This window comes from Macrococcus brunensis, from assembly GCF_022343725.1.
Taxonomy (GTDB): domain Bacteria; phylum Bacillota; class Bacilli; order Staphylococcales; family Staphylococcaceae; genus Macrococcus; species Macrococcus brunensis.
In genome coordinates this window covers 598,674-614,942 of sequence record NZ_CP092179.1, presented here as the reverse complement: position 1 = coordinate 614,942, position 16,269 = coordinate 598,674, and the positions used below count along the sequence as shown (strand labels likewise).

Here is a 16,269-nt window from a genome sequence, read left to right as displayed (position 1 = left end):
TACACAATTTCATAAAAATAGACACGCCCATTCGGACGCATCTGAACTGAATCATTTACTTTTTATCATTAAGTTCTTCGATGTAATGTTGTGCATTTTGCGCTGCGATACTGCCATCACCTGTTGCCGTCACTATCTGACGTAATGTTTTTACACGTACATCGCCTGCTGCATAAATGCCTGGGATAGCTGTTTCCATCTGATCGTTCGCAACAATATAACCTGCTTCGTTTGTGATACCAAGGTCAACGAACGGACCTGTCAGCGGCTGCATACCAATATAAATGAAGACACCATCAGCTTGAACTTCAGACTCTGTACCTTCTTTATCAACAAGAGTAACACTACCTACTTTACCGTCTTTTTCATTAATTGATTTCAGAGTTGAATTCCAGATGAAATCGACTTTTTCATTTTTAAAAGCACGTTCCTGCAGAATTTTCTGTGCACGTAACTCGTCTCTACGGTGGACGATCGTTACTTTATCTGCGAATTTCGTCAAGTAGACGCCTTCTTCAACAGCTGAGTCACCGCCACCGATTACAATCAGGTTACGGTTTTTAAAGAATGCACCATCACAGACTGCACAATAAGAAACGCCGCGGCCACCCAGTTCTGTTTCACCTGGTACACCAATTTTTTTGTATTCTGCACCTGTCGCAATAATCACTGCTTTACCAACAAGTTCTTTGTCGCCTAGTGAGACAATTTTGTTATCGCCTTCTACACGGATTCCTTTAATATCTCCATATGCGTATTCCGCACCGAACTTCTGTGCATGCTGGAACATTTTTGTTGAGAGATCAGGACCAGTGATCAGATCAAAACCTGGGAAGTTCTCCACATCATTTGTGTTGGCCATCTGTCCGCCAGGCATACCGCGTTCCACCATCACAACAGAAAGGTTGGCACGTGCCGCGTATAAGCCTGCTGTCATCCCAGCTGGACCTGCTCCGATAATAATTACATCGTATTGTTTTTGTTCAGTCATAATATCCTCCTTAAAGTTTGTTTAGTAATATAAGAATAAACTAAATTCATTGATTTAAATATTATTTTGCTTATAGAAATTGAGTGCTTTATTTAAGCGATAACGGGTGAGATGAAAGAGTTCTGCACAGTGCTGAACGGATATCGCAGCCGTTCTTTTCATGTATAAGTAATAACACGCAGCTGTATACGCCGAAACTTCCTTCAGCTCGTTCAGTTCAATCAATGCCTGTGCCTTATCCACCCAGCTGAGAAGCAGCTCTGTAGATTGGTTGAGCTGCCATAACAACACTAACCCTTGATGAATAAAATCAAGTTTTACAAGCTGTAGTTCGCTAAATATATAGGACAAATACAGTTTTTCATAATCGCCCATCTGTTCCAGCTGATCCCACAGTTCCTTTGAAATAATCGCTTCTTTATAAGGCAGCTGTGACAACTTGAAAAGGCCGACTATTCTAGCATGTCTGTCATCGCTGTGAAGTAAAGGTACGATATCCTTTTCTATGAACTGGCTGGTTTCATGAACTTCTTTCGGACTTGGAGAAGCTTTCGAAAAGGACTGTAATTTACGCCACATTTCTTCAGATTCTTTTTCCTGACCTAATGCAAAATAATTGAAGCTTAGCGCGTGAAGCAGCTGTGCATTCTTTAAGTTCTTTTTCTTATAGATAGGCAATAACAGTTGCTGCGATGCGGAATATTGTTTCAGGAAACTAAGGACGATTCCCAGTTTAAATGACTCATCCTCATTGATAGGATGCAGCTTATTCAGTCGCTGCAGATAATGATTAAACTTCTCATGCTGATGCGTATTATAAAGAAGCAGTGTATAGTGACAAAGCGCATGAATATCGGTTTCGTCCTCGGTCAGCAGTTGTTCCAGAAGTGCTTCTGCCTCATTGTACTTTGACATAAAAAGATAGGCCATTGCTTTTAGATTGCGCATCTCTTTACGTTCCTGAATATGGACCGGCTGGCTGCTTAACCAGTCGATTGATTCATCAATTCGTCCATGTGAAAACAAATACTGAAATAACTGCTGTGCGACATACAGCGTACTTTCCGCTTCCACAGCTGTCTGACTCGTATAAGTGACCTCAAATGTTGTTTTAAGTGTATCAAAATAATCCTGATCATCTGTCAGCTGAACATAGTATAAACCGTATAGAAATGCTTTATTCGGTTCACGTATTTCCGTGTAAATCTGACTGAGCTGATAAAAATAAACTGCAAAGTCCTCTTCTTTAACAATTCTTTCGAACAGGATGTGGACGCCTTCCTCTGTCTTTCCTGCTTTCACTAAACAAGTCGCTAGGTCGATATAATAGTCCTGCCGGCTGTTCAGTCTAATGGCTTTCTCCAGATAAGGAATCGCATCCTGATATAACTGCTGCCTTATTTTCTTTTGAGCAATATGTGCGTAGTCGTCCGCATCTACAGGTAGACTGACTATTTTTTCGTTCATGTTGTTTCCTACTCTCTTATCTGCATCGGATTACCATATGCAAAGGTTCTAGCGGGCACATCTTTTGTCACGACTGTATTTGCGCCTATTACAGCTCTATCACCGATTGTCACACCGGGTAGTATCAGTGCCCCAGCACCAATCAAGACTTCATTGCCGATGATGACTTCACCTATCCTGTACTCATCTATGAGATATTCATGACAGAGAATCGTCGCATTAAAGCCAATGACACAGTTTGTACCGATTGTAATCTTTTCGGGATACATAATGTCAGGGGTCACTTTATAGGCAATCGAAGTCTCATGTCCAATCGTCATTCCCGTTAATTTATACAATTTCTTCTTCAATGACATCGAAGGACAGTATCTCCCTATTTCTATGATCAATGTATTGAAGAAAGTACGACCAAAGGGCAGTCTTTCATAGACATTCCATAACGGATTTGGCCCCGAGACTTTATGACGCTCGGTGCGTCTCATCGTTACTGCTCCGTAAAATATAGTTAAGGTCGCCATATTTCGGCAGACGATATTTCATACTTCTGTAAATCCATGTGATGATACTGACCGCAATAATGACAAGGGAAATCACTTGAGCAATTCTCAGATGCTCTGTCAGCATCAGACTGTCTGTTCTTAAGCCTTCAATAAAGAAACGACCGACTGAATACCAGATGGCATAGAGTAAGAAAGTCTGACCGATTCTCAGATGTTTTCTGATCAGTAGCAGCGTGATAAAGCCAAGCAGACTCCACAGTGATTCGTACAGAAAAGTAGGCTGATAGTAGAGACCGTCTATCTGCATATGATTGATGATCCAGTCAGGAATCATCAGGTTCTCAAGAAACGAACGAGATACAGGTCCCCCATGTGCCTCCTGGTTCATAAAGTTACCCCAGCGACCCATAGACTGCGCGAGAATAATACTTGGTGCAATCAAGTCTGCCATATGGAAGAATGAGCGGTTGCGTCTTTTGACAAGGAAATATCCGGTTGTCAGTGCACCGATCAACCCGCCGTGAATCGCTATCCCACCATTCATAATCATCGGTATCTCCGCAAGGTGCTCTTTATAGTAGTGCCACTCAAAACCGACATAATAAATGCGGGCACAGATGATGCCGACGATAATCGGCCAGACAATTAAATCAATCAGGTCATCTTCTGCCATACCATGTTTCTTCGCTTCGCGATTTGCGACTAGAAAGCCCAGCAGGATACCTGCCGCAATGATGATACCATACCAGCGCACCGGCCATGAGCCGACATGAAATGCAATAGGATCGATTGAAAATAACATATTAGTTCTCCTTCAATGACTGTTTTTTTATTTGCTGATTCAGACGATTGTTGAATTCTTCTGCCGTGTTCACACCCATTTTATTCAGACGGTAGTTCATAGCCGCTACTTCAATGATGACTGCGAGGTTCCGCCCAGGTTTAACCGGTATCGTTTTCTTGGTGATTTTAGAATCAAGAATAGATAAAGTCTCCTCTACTAGTCCTACCCGGTCATACATCTTGTCACGGTCCCAAGTCTCTAAATTGATGTTCAGCATCACACGTTTCTCGGGCAGAATAGAGCCTGCTCCGAACAATGTCATGATATTGATGATTCCGAGTCCTCTGATTTCAAGCAGATGTTCAATGAGTTTTGGCGGACTGCCCATCAGAATATTACGCGATACTTCTTTGATTTCTACATTATCATCGGCTACAAGACGATGTCCTCTTTTAACAAGTTCCAGTGCAGTTTCACTTTTACCGACGCCCGAGTCACCCGTGATTAAGACACCAATACCATATACATCGACCAGTACACCGTGCAGACTTGTCGCAGGCGCAAGCTGTGTTTCAAGGTAACTTGTTAAGCGACTGATTAAATTCGTTGTCGCATCTTCACAGCTGAAAAGAGGTGTATCGCGCCGATTACAGGCATCAACCAGCTCTTCCGGTGCTTCTATGCCCCGTGCAATGATAATACACGGTGTTTCTTTACGACAAAGCTTGTTCATGCGCTCTGCTTTATCTTCTTTACTGAGCATCTCAAAGAAAGAAGTTTCCGTAGTCCCTAAGAGCTGTATACGGTCAGATGAGTAATGGGAGAAATACCCTGCCATCTCGAGTCCGGGTCTTGAAATATCCGTGTTGCTGATGGTTCGACCGAGCCCTTTTTCTCCGGCTACTAATTTAAAATTAAAATGGTTCTGTAGTTCAGCACTATTCATTTGATAATCCTCCATGCTTTAATTTTAATGAACTTCCAACTGAAATACAATCAAACAAAAAATCCGCATCGTTCAATGCGGATTTATACTTAATTCTTCGTGCGCTCTATTGCTTTTTTCAAATACTGACCGGTGTAGGATTCCTTCACTTCCATTATCATCTCAGGCGTTCCTTCTGCGAGAATCGTACCCCCGCCGTCGCCTCCTTCTGGTCCTAGATCAATAATGTGGTCAGCCGTTTTAATGACATCGAGATTGTGCTCGATGATGATGACAGAATCACCATTTTCGACCAGCTGATGCAGGACTTTAAGTAAACGGGCAATATCGTCGACGTGAAGACCTGTTGTCGGCTCGTCTAAAATATACAGCGTCTTCCCATTTGAACGACGATGAAGTTCTGATGCCAGTTTAACGCGCTGTGCTTCACCACCCGATAACGTCGTGGCTGATTGACCCATCGCCACATACCCTAGTCCGACATCCACTATTGTCTTCAATTTGCGACTGATCTTCGGATGATTCTCGAAGAAATGATAGCCGTCTTCCACTGTCATCTCCAGAATATCTGCGATGCTTTTATCCTTGTATGTGACTTCCAGAGTTTCACGGTTATAACGTTTACCATGACAGACTTCACAAGGTACGTAGACGTCAGGCAGGAAGTGCATCTCAATCTTAATGATACCGTCACCTTTACAAGCTTCACATCGTCCACCTTTGACATTGAAACTGAAACGGCCTTTCTGATAACCGCGGAGCTTCGCTTCATTTGTCTGGCTGAATAAATCACGGATGTCATCAAATACACCTGTATAAGTGGCAGGATTTGAACGCGGAGTACGTCCAATCGGTGACTGATCAATATCGATGATTTTATCGATATGTTCAATGCCTTCTATCGAATCGTGGGCACCAGGTTTTCCCTTAGTCTTATAGATTTCCTGTGCCAGTCCTTTAAATAATACATCATTCACTAAAGAACTTTTTCCTGATCCGGATACGCCGGTCACTACTGTCATGACACCTAGCGGAATATCAACATCGATGTCTTTTAAGTTATGACTACGTGCACCTCTGATTTTAATATATCGTCCGTCTGGTTCGCGGCGTGTATCAGGCACATCAATCTGTTTCTTACCGCTTAAATACTGACCGGTAAGTGATTTTGAGTTCTTCATCACCTGTTTTGGAGTGCCGGCCGCTACAATTTGTCCGCCATGAACACCCGCACCCGGTCCGATATCAATGAGGTAATCTGCGGCAAGCATCGTGTCTTCATCATGTTCAACAACAATGAGTGTATTACCTAAATCACGCATAGATTCGAGCGAAGAGATGAGTCGGTCGTTGTCGCGCTGATGCAGGCCGATAGACGGTTCATCCAGTATATAAAGGACACCTGTCAGCTGTGAACCAATCTGCGTTGCAAGGCGGATACGCTGCGCCTCACCACCTGACAATGTCCCCGCACGGCGATCCATCGTCAAATATTCCAGTCCGACATTATTCAGAAAAGAAAGTCGGGAAGTGATTTCCTTGATGATTAAATTGGAAATCATCTTCTCTTTTTCTGTCAGTTCAATCTCTTCATAGTATTTAAGAGCCTGACCGATTGAACGTTTAACAACCTGGCCAATATGCTCGCCGTTAATCTTAACAGCCATCGCCTGTTCATTCAGACGGTAGCCTTCGCATGTCTCACAGACCTCTTCTGTCATATATTTACGCATCTGCTCACGTGTAAAATCAGAAGGACTGTCATGGAAACGACGGTCGATATTGTTGACGATTCCTTCATAGGCCATTGTTCTTGAACGGCTGACACCATTATCTTGTCTGAATTTATAAGTTATCTGCTCCGGTGAACCGTAGAAGATAATGTCACGCTCTTTTTTGGTCAGTTTATTAAACGGCTTCTTCATATCAATTTTGAAATGCTTGGCTGTCTGTCTAAGAAGAGACGGATAATATTCCGAGCTGATCGGCTGCCAAGGTACGAGAGCGCCATCAGCGAGACTAATGGATTCATCCGGTATCACGAGACTGAGGTCGACCGTCAGCTTTGTCCCAAGACCATCACAGCTAGGACAGGCACCGAACGGGCTATTGAACGAGAACATCCTTGGTTCCAGCTCATCTATAGAAAAACCACATTTAGGACAGGCATGATTTTCAGAGAACTTCATTTCTTTCTCGCCGATGACATCTATCACCACATTGCCTTCAGCAAGTTCCAGTGCATTTTGCAGAGAGTCCGCTAAACGGCTCTCAATATTCGGTTTGACGACTAATCGGTCAATGATGACATCGATATCATGATTTGATGTCTTCGCTAAGTTAATGTCATCTCCGATTTCCACCATCTCACCATCAATGCGTAGACGGGCATAACCTTTCTTACCGATGTCTTCAATCAGCTTCTTATGTTCACCTTTACGACCGGAAACAATGGGAGCCAGCACTTGTATTTTAGTACGTTCTTCAAGCTCCATAATACGGTCTACCATCTGCTGTATGGTCTGAGATTCTATCTTGATGTTATGGACCGGACAATAAGGTGTCCCGATTCGAGCAAACAACAGACGTAGATAGTCATAGATTTCTGTCACGGTTGATACTGTGCTTCGCGGGTTATTACTAGTCGTCTTCTGATCGATTGAGATAGCTGGGGATAAGCCTTCAATCGTATCAACATCAGGCTTATCCATCTGTCCTAAAAACTGTCTGGCGTAAGCACTTAATGATTCTACATAACGACGCTGGCCTTCTGCATAAATTGTATCGAATGCAAGACTGGACTTACCCGAGCCAGATAAGCCTGTCATCACGACAAGCTTATCGCGCGGTATTTTTATATCTACATCTTTAAGGTTATGAGCTCTTGCTCCTTTAACGACAATTTCTTTATTTTTCATAAGTTCACCCTTCTGCTTTCAGTTCAAATAGAATATCACGCAGCTCTGTCGCACGTTCGAAGTCCAGTGTTTTTGCCGCTTCTTTCATTTCGTGTTCGATTTGTTCCATACGGGTTGCACGTTCTTTTTTCGTCAGCTTTTTCTTCGGTTTAGTTTCTTTCACTGATTCATCGGTTTCAACAGAAGCGCTGATAGCATCACGGATTTTCTTATGAATTGTTGTTGGTGTAATACCGTGTTCTTTATTATAGGCTTCCTGAATATCACGTCGACGCTGTGTTTCATCTATAGCTGTACGCATCGAGTCAGTGATTTTATCTGCATACATAATGACTTTCCCGTTTTCATTACGCGCAGCTCGTCCAATTGTCTGAATAAGTGATCTTTCTGAACGCAGGAATCCTTCTTTGTCAGCATCCAGAATGGTAATCAGTGACACTTCCGGTATGTCCAGACCTTCACGAAGCAGATTGATACCAATGAGGACATCATAGACACCAAGACGCAAATCTCTGATGATCTCTGTTCGTTCCAGCGTCTTAATCTCTGAATGCAGGTAGTTGACTTTAATGCCTGCTTCTTTCAGGTAAGCGGTCAAGTCTTCACTCATTTTTTTAGTCAGTGTCGTAATCAGGACACGTTCTTTGCGTTCGATACGCACGCGAACTTCTTCCATCAAGTCATCAATCTGATGCTGTGAAGGTCGAACCTCAATAATAGGGTCAAGCAATCCTGTCGGACGGATAATCTGTTCAACCATCTCGTCAGTATGTTCAATTTCAAATGGACCGGGCGTCGCAGAAACATAGACAAACTGCTGTGCTTTTTCTTCAAATTCATCAAATTTAAGAGGACGGTTATCCAGTGCGCTTGGCAATCTGAAACCATGATCCACCAGTACCTTTTTACGCGCCTGGTCACCGTTATACATACCGCGAATCTGCGGCAGACTGACGTGCGACTCATCGACCATGATCAACCAGTCATCTCCGAAATAATCCAGTAGTGTATAAGGCGTCGAGCCTTTTGGGCGCAGTGTTAAATGTACAGAATAGTTCTCGATACCTGAACAGAAACCCATCTCACGCATCATCTCAATATCATAGTTTGTACGCTGCTCGAGACGCTGGGCTTCCAGCAGTTTATTTTCGGCGCGAAATACTTTCAGCTGTTCTTCCAGCTCTTTTTCAATACGTTCGATGGCTACTTTCATTTTTTCTTCTCGTGTAACGAAGTGACTGGCCGGGAAGATAGCGAAGTGTTCACGCTCTTTCAGCACTTCACCTGTTAAATAGTTGATCTCACGTATTCTATCTATTTCATCACCGAAAAACTCGACGCGCACACACTGCTCATCACGTGAGGCAGGAAATATCTCGACGACGTCCCCGCGTACACGGAATGTCCCGCGCTGAAAGTCAATATCGTTTCTTGTGTACTGAATATCTACAAGCTTACGGAGCAGCGCATTACGATCCATCTCCATACCTGTTCTTACGCTGACCACCATATCCTTGTATTCTTCCGGGTTACCGAGACCGTAAATACAACTCACCGATGCAATGATGATTACATCATCCCGCTCAAAAAGTGCACTTGTCGCTGAGTGACGTAATTTATCGATTTCATCGTTAATTGAGGCATCTTTTTCTATAAATGTATCTGTAGAGGGAACATACGCTTCCGGCTGATAGTAATCGTAGTAGCTGACAAAATATTCAACGCGGTTATCAGGGAAAAACTCCTTAAACTCACTGTACAGCTGACCTGCAAGCGTCTTATTATGCGCAATAATCAATGTGGGTTTGCCGACTGCCTGGATGATGTTACTCATTGTAAACGTCTTACCTGTACCTGTTGCACCGAGCAATGTCTGATAACGTTTACCTTCTTTAATACCGGCTACAAGCTTTTTAATCGCTGCCGGCTGATCCCCGCCGGGCTTAAATTCTGACTGTAGTTTAAATGGATGATGTTCCATGTAACCCCTCCTTAACGTATCTATTTTAGCAAATATAACCTTAAAAATACAAACATCTGTTCGCTCTCAAAATAAAAACACGTTCGCATTTGCGACCGTGTCTATTAATAATGAATCGTTTGATCCAGCTTCAGCTGATCAACTGCAAAATAGCCCAGCATCAGCGAGAGAGTATCAAGAAACACAATCATTTCTGAATGAAAAAAGCCTTTGTAGACAGATACCCCTATCACTAAAGCGGCTAACGCTAATCCTGTATATTTATTTTTTATCATCATACTGAACATAATCACCATGATAGCCGGCAGAAAAGAAGCAAGTATATACCATATCATAATACTGATCTATGATCTCCCTTCCACTTCCTGAACAAGAGTCTCCAGTTTACTGGCATCCAGTTCGCCGACATAAGTCGAGAGGACCTTACCCTCTTTACTCACAAAAATAGTTGTCGGTATATTATAGATTTTGTAATCTTTGACCATATCCTCAATACCAGTAACAATCGAGTAATCAGGCTGATACTTCTTAAGAAACGCGTCTCGTCCCTTTTCTTTATCCTGGACGTTCATTCCTATCAGCTTAATGTGATTCGGCTTCTGCTGATTGTATTTGATCAGTTCAGGCATTTCTTTATTACATGGTTCACACCAGGAGGCCCAGAAATTAATGATATTAATGTCAGCTGTCAGTTCACGGCCTAAGTTCAGTTTCTCTCCTTCCAAACTCTGCACCGGCTCCTTGCTGATATTGCGGTCGTTTATGTAATGCGCTTGTCCGCTGACTTTCAACTCTGTCGTATCCTGATTGATGACAGTATATACACTGTATGCCGCCAGCAGCATAAAAATACCGCTCAATACCCACATCAAGATTCTTTTCATATTCTGCCTCCTTCTCCTTCGCTATTATAACAAGAATCCATAAAAAAAAGGATAAACAAATTCGTTTATCCTTTCTAAAAATTAATAGATATATTGGAAATTACGTACTTGATAGCTAGGAATTGTACGGTATGTTTTAACGCCCTGACGTGGATAGTTCATTTCTGATACAACAATTGAACCATTTGTATATTTTTTCTCAACAACTGCTACGTGACCATAGTAGCCTAATTGTGAAACAAGGACAGAACCTTTAATAGGTTTACGGCTCACCGTATAACCGTAGCGTGATGCATTGTATGCCCAGTTTCTTGCATTGCCCCATTGGTTGGAAACATAGCGTCCGAGTTGAGCACGACGATTGAATGCGTAGTATGCACAGCTGCCCCATGTGTAGTAGTTAGCCGCTTTATATTTTACAGGATTTGAATAAGCTTGAGCAGTAGGCTGTTCAACAGCAGTAGAGATAGTCAGTAACATAAGGACAGTTAAGATCGACAGCATCATTTTTTTCATCGTGAATTGTTCCTCCAACATTTTCTTAGTAAGATGATAATAGCATAGAAAATGAGAGCAAAATCCGATGTTACTTAAGCGTAATATAACTGTTACCTAATATATACTTATAGACATATTTCTATAAAATTAAACAAAAAAGACAGCTTTCGCCGTCTTTTAATATCTATAATAACCTGTCACACTACCGTTAATATAACTGACTGCACGCTGCTTAACGCCTTCTTTCGAATTTAGAGCATCCACCATCTGGCCGTTGCCAATATAGATACCTACGTGACTGCCCTCATTAAAGAAGACAAGATCTCCTGCAACTGGAGAAGTGACTCGTTTTCCAACTGCCATCTGCTGGTAAGTCGTCCGTGGCAGAGATTTACCCATAGCAGCGAAAACTTGTTGAGCAAAAGAAGAACAATCGACTTGTGTAGATGAATTGGCACCATAGACATAAGACTTATTGGCTGCAATTTTCAGTGCAATCTGAGCAATGCGGTTTGAAGAAGTTATTTTGACTTCTGACCGTTCGAGTTTTGTTTCAGTATCTGTGGCATCAAAATGATATGTTTCAGGTGAGATAAAATTGTTCTCTTCATCGTGTGGTCTGATGATCGGTGAGTCAGATTCTGCTGATTCAAAATCATAAGTTTCCGGGGAGATGACGTTGACTTCTTCATCATGCGGTCTCATAACAGGCGCTGCTGCTTGTTCAGGTTCTGATTTAACGGTGATGGTTGGTTCAGCGGCCTGGTATCGTCCTTCTGCAGCGGGTTCTGTAATTTTAGCTTCAGACTTTTTTTCAGTTCTGACAATATCGATTTTTGGATCCAGCATCGTTTTAAATTCATGTGACTTTTTCACTTTTTTCTCATCAACGATTAAGATTTTACCTGGTTTTAATTGATTTGATTTAAGGTTGTTCCATTTTTTGAGACGTAACGTAGAAATTTCATATTTATCAGCTACTTTTAATAATGTATCGCCTTTTTTCACTTTATATTCTCCGGCATGCGCTTTTTCAGCTGCATCTGCGCCGGCTATAGATGTCACTGATAATGTTGTTGCTAAAGTCAGTGTTAAGATTACTTTCTTCATATAAAAAAATTCCCCCGCCTTTAAATCAAATTCACAAATTTGATTCAAATATAGCACAGGGGAACCTGTAAAGATATAGACTCAATGATATCTTTATATAACTGTAATATTACTTCTGTTTGCTTAAATATTCAGCAATTTTATCGACGTCTTCGCCCTGAGCCTGACCTTTAGGCATATTGCCTTTACCATTTTTGATGATATCTGCAATTTCTGCTTTAGAGTATTTAGCGCCTACCTGAGTGAGGTTCGGGCCGCTTGCACCTTCTAAGTCTTTACCATGACAGCCGACACATGAATTATTCTGGAACGCTGTTAATCCAGAATCTGCGTTACTATTATCTGCTGTTTTCGTCTCTTCTCCGTTGCCACACGCTGCAAGAGCTAGCGTTCCTGCTAAAACTGTACCTACTAACCATTTTTTCATCAGCAATTCCCCCTTATTATTTACACTTACCATTATAATACATCTGCTAAACCATTACAGCTGACTTTTTAAGTAAGCATCAATAAAAAGTGAGATGTCGCCATCCATGACGGCTGATGTGTTTCCTGTTTCAGCGTTTGTCCTGTGGTCCTTGACCATTGAGTACGGGTGGAAGACGTATGAACGAATCTGAGAACCCCAGCCAATTTCTTTCTGTTCACCACGTATAGCAAGCATCTCTGCTTCCTGCTCTTCCAGTTTACGCTGGTAGAGCTTCGCTTTCAGCATCTTCATCGCCTGTTCACGGTTTTTGATCTGTGAACGTTCGTTCTGACAAGTCACCACAATACCGGTCGGCTGATGGGTAATACGAACGGCGGAGTCAGTCGTATTGATGTGCTGCCCACCTGCGCCTGTCGCACGGTACGTGTCCACACTGATATCTTCCGGATTAATCTCGATCTCAATATTATCGTTATCAAATTCAGGCACCACTTCACATGAAGCAAAAGATGTATGACGCCGGCCAGATGAATCAAATGGTGATATACGCACAAGACGATGGACGCCTTTTTCGGCTTTTAAATAACCATAAGCATTGTGTCCTTTGATCAATAGCGTCACACTTTTAATACCTGCCTCGTCTCCCGGCTGGTAATCAATGGTCTCTACTTTAAAACCTTGTTTATCGCTGAAACGCTGGTACATGCGTAATAACATGGCACCCCAGTCCTGCGACTCCGTACCTCCGGCACCTGGATGAAGTTCAAGGATGGCATTGTTAGCATCATATTCACCATCTAACAGCATCTTCAGTTCAAACTGATCGACATCCTCGCTGAGACTTCTTAAGTTTTCAGCGATTTCCGCTTCCATCTCTTCATCACTTTCTTCTTTAACCATCTCAAGCATGACTTCAATATTTTCTTTTTCTTCAGCCAGCGCTTGATAGCCATTGACCACTTCTTTTAAGGCATTACTTTTATTGATGATGTCCTGAGCTTTGTTTGCATCGTCCCAGAAGCCTGGATCAGCCATCATTTCATCGTATTCCTGTATATTCGTCTCTTTTTCCTCTAAGTCAAAGAGACCCCCTGAAACTATTTAATTTTTCATCTATTGATGAAAGAGTATTCTTGATTTCGAATGCTTCCATTAATTCTCATCTCTTCCGTGACAGTTTTTGTATTTTTTGCCGCTGCCGCATGGACAAGGTTCATTTCGTCCGATAGTCGGCTCAGCCTGCTTAGGCTGTTTCTTCACTTTTTCTTTACCATCATTTGCGACCATGGCTTCGCCTTGAGCCACTTGTTCACGCTCTACCTGCTCACCTTTATCGATGATGGATTTAAGTACATATTTAGAAACGTCATCTTCAATGTTATCAAGCATATCTTCAAACATTGTGAGACCTTCATTCTGATATTCACGTAGCGGGTTGATCTGACCGTATGAACGTAAATGGATACCTGTTCTCAGCTGATCCATCGTATCGATATGATCTGTCCACTTCATATCAATCGTACGAAGGAGAATCATGCGCTCAAATTCATGCATCTGTTCGCCCAGTTGAACTTCCTGGCGTTTATACTGTACATCAATATGATCCATGACGACATTATATATTTCATCGTTATCACGGCGGGCAATTTCTTCTTCTTTTAAGTCGCCCTCAGGAATATACATGTCTTCAATGTAATTGATGAATGTTTCGTAGTCCTGCCGACCGTCTTCCCCTGTGAAATGCGCGTTAACTGCACGACGGACTGACTCCTGAATCATTGAATGAACCTGAGCTGAACAGTCTTCCTGCTCTAAGATGTCATTACGTTCTTTATAGATAATTTCACGTTGTTTACGCAGTACATCATCATATTCAAGGACACGTTTACGGCTGTCATAGTTATTCCCCTCTACTCGTTTCTGAGCAGATTCTACAGCACGTGACACCATTTTAGATTCAATCGGTACCTCGTCATTCATGCCGAGACGCGTCATCATATTCTGCATACGCTCAGAACCGAAACGGACCATAAGTTCATCCTGCAGTGACAGATAGAAACGACTGAAACCTGGGTCTCCCTGACGACCTGCACGACCACGAAGCTGATCATCGATACGACGAGATTCGTGACGTTCTGTACCGATAACTGCGAGCCCACCGATTTCCTGAACACCTTCACCGAGTTTAATATCTGTACCACGACCAGCCATGTTCGTTGCAATCGTCACAGCGCCTTTTTGGCCCGCGTTCGCTACAATCTCTGCTTCTCGCTCATGATTTTTGGCATTCAGTACATTATGACGGATGCCACGCTTTTTAAGCAGATCTGAAATATATTCACTCGTTTCAACTGCTACAGTACCTAACAGAACGGGCTGTCCTGCTTTATGACGGGCAATCACTTCTTCAACTACAGCTCCAAGTTTCCCTTTTTCTGATGCGAAGATTAAATCGGCATTATCTTCACGCGCAATTGGTTTATTCGTTGGAATCTGTGTGACAACCATATTGTAAATACTGATAAATTCCTCTTCTTCTGTTTTCGCTGTCCCTGTCATACCGGACAGTTTGTTATACATACGGAAGAAGTTCTGGAATGTAATTGAAGCCATCGTTTTAGATTCGTTTTGAATCTCCACGCCTTCTTTTGCTTCAATGGCCTGATGGACACCATCAGAAAAACGGCGACCAGGCATTGTACGTCCAGTGAACTGGTCGACGATAACAATTTCACCATCTTCAACGACGTAATCCACATCTTTCAGCATAGAGCGATGAGCTTTCAGTGCAATATTGATGTGATGCATCAGGCTGACATTTTTCACGTCATATAAGTTATCCACTTTGAACATTTTCTCTGCTTTATCAATACCGCTTTCTGATAACTGGATGCCTTTTGTTTTTTCATCATAGTTATAATCCACATCAGGTTTCAGCATCTTAACGAAGACATTTGCCTGAATATACATACCTGTTGACTTCTCAGCCTGACCAGAGATAATCAGAGGCGTTCTCGCTTCATCAATCAGGATAGAATCGACCTCATCGATGATGGCAAAGTTAAGTGGACGCATGACCCGTTCTTCACTATACGTCACCATGTTATCCCGTAAGTAGTCGAAGCCGAGTTCATTATTCGTGCTGTATGTAATATCAGCCGCGTAAGCTTCACGTTTCTCAGCCGTTGTCTTACTATTTAAGTTAAGACCGACAGACAGGCCGAGGAAATTATAAAGCTGTGCCATTTCTTCAGACTGCGTGCTTGATAAGTATTCATTGACGGTAACTACATGCACACCTCGTCCTGTCAGTGCATTTAAATAGACGGGCATTGTAGCCGTCAGTGTCTTACCTTCACCGGTCTTCATCTCTGCGATATCCCCGCGATGAAGAACAGTCCCACCCATGATCTGTACAGGGTGAGGGAACATTTTAAGGACACGCATCGATGCCTCGCGCACCACCGCGAAAGCTTCCGGTAAAATGCGATCGAGATAATCCTGCTGTGCTCTATAATCTTCTATTTCTTTCAGTTCATTCTGATACATAACGGTCATGTTTTTCAGTTCATCATCTGTTTTTGCTGCCATGACATCTTTGAAACCATCAACTTGATCTGCAATTTTAGACAATGATTTTACTTCACGTTTATTGCCGTCAAACATCTTTTTAATGAATCCCATGTTTTTCTCTCCTTTAGTTACCATCTACAACAATTAATAATACCATTTATTTAATTGTTATAAAAACATAACGGCA

At 42.3% G+C, this 16,269-nt stretch carries 14 protein-coding genes; all 14 read right to left on the bottom strand.

Annotated elements, in window-relative coordinates; genetic code table 11:
- Positions 1 to 55: 55 nt before the first annotated feature.
- Positions 56 to 991 (bottom strand): thioredoxin-disulfide reductase, encoded by a 936-nt coding sequence (trxB, locus tag MGG13_RS03290; RefSeq protein WP_133430808.1) that lies wholly within the window; start codon positions 989 to 991, stop codon positions 56 to 58.
- A 54-nt stretch (positions 992 to 1,045) separates the two neighbouring features.
- A complete protein-coding gene (locus MGG13_RS03285; RefSeq protein WP_239035365.1) occupies positions 1,046 to 2,458 on the bottom strand; it encodes a tetratricopeptide repeat protein in 1,413 nt (470 codons plus the stop codon).
- A gap of 8 nt (positions 2,459 to 2,466) precedes the next feature.
- The gene (locus MGG13_RS03280; RefSeq protein ID WP_239035364.1) at positions 2,467 to 2,940 is read right to left on the bottom strand and encodes an acyltransferase; all 474 of its coding nucleotides are present in this window, start codon (positions 2,938 to 2,940) and stop codon (positions 2,467 to 2,469) included.
- Positions 2,918 to 3,760, bottom strand: a complete 843-nt coding sequence (lgt, locus tag MGG13_RS03275; RefSeq protein WP_239035363.1) for a prolipoprotein diacylglyceryl transferase — start codon at positions 3,758 to 3,760, stop codon at positions 2,918 to 2,920. The genes MGG13_RS03280 and lgt overlap by 23 nt, the downstream gene beginning before the upstream one ends.
- A 1-nt stretch (position 3,761) precedes the next feature.
- Positions 3,762 to 4,688, bottom strand: coding sequence for an HPr(Ser) kinase/phosphatase (gene hprK / locus MGG13_RS03270; RefSeq protein ID WP_133430812.1), 927 nt, complete (start codon positions 4,686 to 4,688; stop codon positions 3,762 to 3,764).
- An 89-nt stretch (positions 4,689 to 4,777) separates the two neighbouring features.
- Entirely contained in the window at positions 4,778 to 7,606 is a 2,829-nt protein-coding gene (uvrA, locus tag MGG13_RS03265) for an excinuclease ABC subunit UvrA (protein ID WP_239035362.1), read from the bottom strand.
- Positions 7,607 to 7,610: 4 nt separating this feature from the next.
- Positions 7,611 to 9,587, bottom strand: coding sequence for an excinuclease ABC subunit UvrB (gene uvrB, locus MGG13_RS03260; protein ID WP_239035361.1), 1,977 nt, complete (start codon positions 9,585 to 9,587; stop codon positions 7,611 to 7,613).
- Between the two features lie 104 nt (positions 9,588 to 9,691).
- The gene (locus tag MGG13_RS03255) at positions 9,692 to 9,922 is read right to left on the bottom strand and encodes a DUF2198 family protein (protein ID WP_239035360.1); all 231 of its coding nucleotides are present in this window, start codon (positions 9,920 to 9,922) and stop codon (positions 9,692 to 9,694) included.
- A 9-nt stretch (positions 9,923 to 9,931) separates the two neighbouring features.
- On the bottom strand, positions 9,932 to 10,471 hold the full coding sequence (locus MGG13_RS03250; protein WP_239035359.1) for a TlpA family protein disulfide reductase: 540 nt from the start codon (positions 10,469 to 10,471) through the stop codon (positions 9,932 to 9,934).
- An 81-nt stretch (positions 10,472 to 10,552) separates the two neighbouring features.
- Complete coding sequence (locus tag MGG13_RS03245) at positions 10,553 to 10,987, bottom strand: CHAP domain-containing protein (RefSeq protein WP_165983029.1); 435 nt, start codon at positions 10,985 to 10,987, stop codon at positions 10,553 to 10,555.
- Between the two features lie 159 nt (positions 10,988 to 11,146).
- On the bottom strand, positions 11,147 to 12,079 hold the full coding sequence (locus tag MGG13_RS03240) for a C40 family peptidase (protein WP_239035358.1): 933 nt from the start codon (positions 12,077 to 12,079) through the stop codon (positions 11,147 to 11,149).
- A 109-nt stretch (positions 12,080 to 12,188) separates the two neighbouring features.
- Entirely contained in the window at positions 12,189 to 12,509 is a 321-nt protein-coding gene (gene cccB / locus MGG13_RS03235; RefSeq protein WP_239035662.1) for a cytochrome c551, read from the bottom strand.
- Positions 12,510 to 12,560: 51 nt separating this feature from the next.
- A protein-coding gene (prfB, locus tag MGG13_RS03230) for a peptide chain release factor 2 (protein ID WP_239035357.1) occupies positions 12,561 to 13,662 on the bottom strand; the annotation gives its coding sequence in 2 pieces (ribosomal slippage) (positions 12,561 to 13,589 and positions 13,591 to 13,662; 1,101 coding nt in all).
- Positions 13,662 to 16,193: a preprotein translocase subunit SecA gene (secA, locus tag MGG13_RS03225; protein ID WP_239035356.1), complete on the bottom strand. Its 2,532-nt coding sequence runs from the start codon at positions 16,191 to 16,193 to the stop codon at positions 13,662 to 13,664. The genes prfB and secA overlap by 1 nt, the downstream gene beginning before the upstream one ends.
- Positions 16,194 to 16,269: the final 76 nt, after the last annotated feature.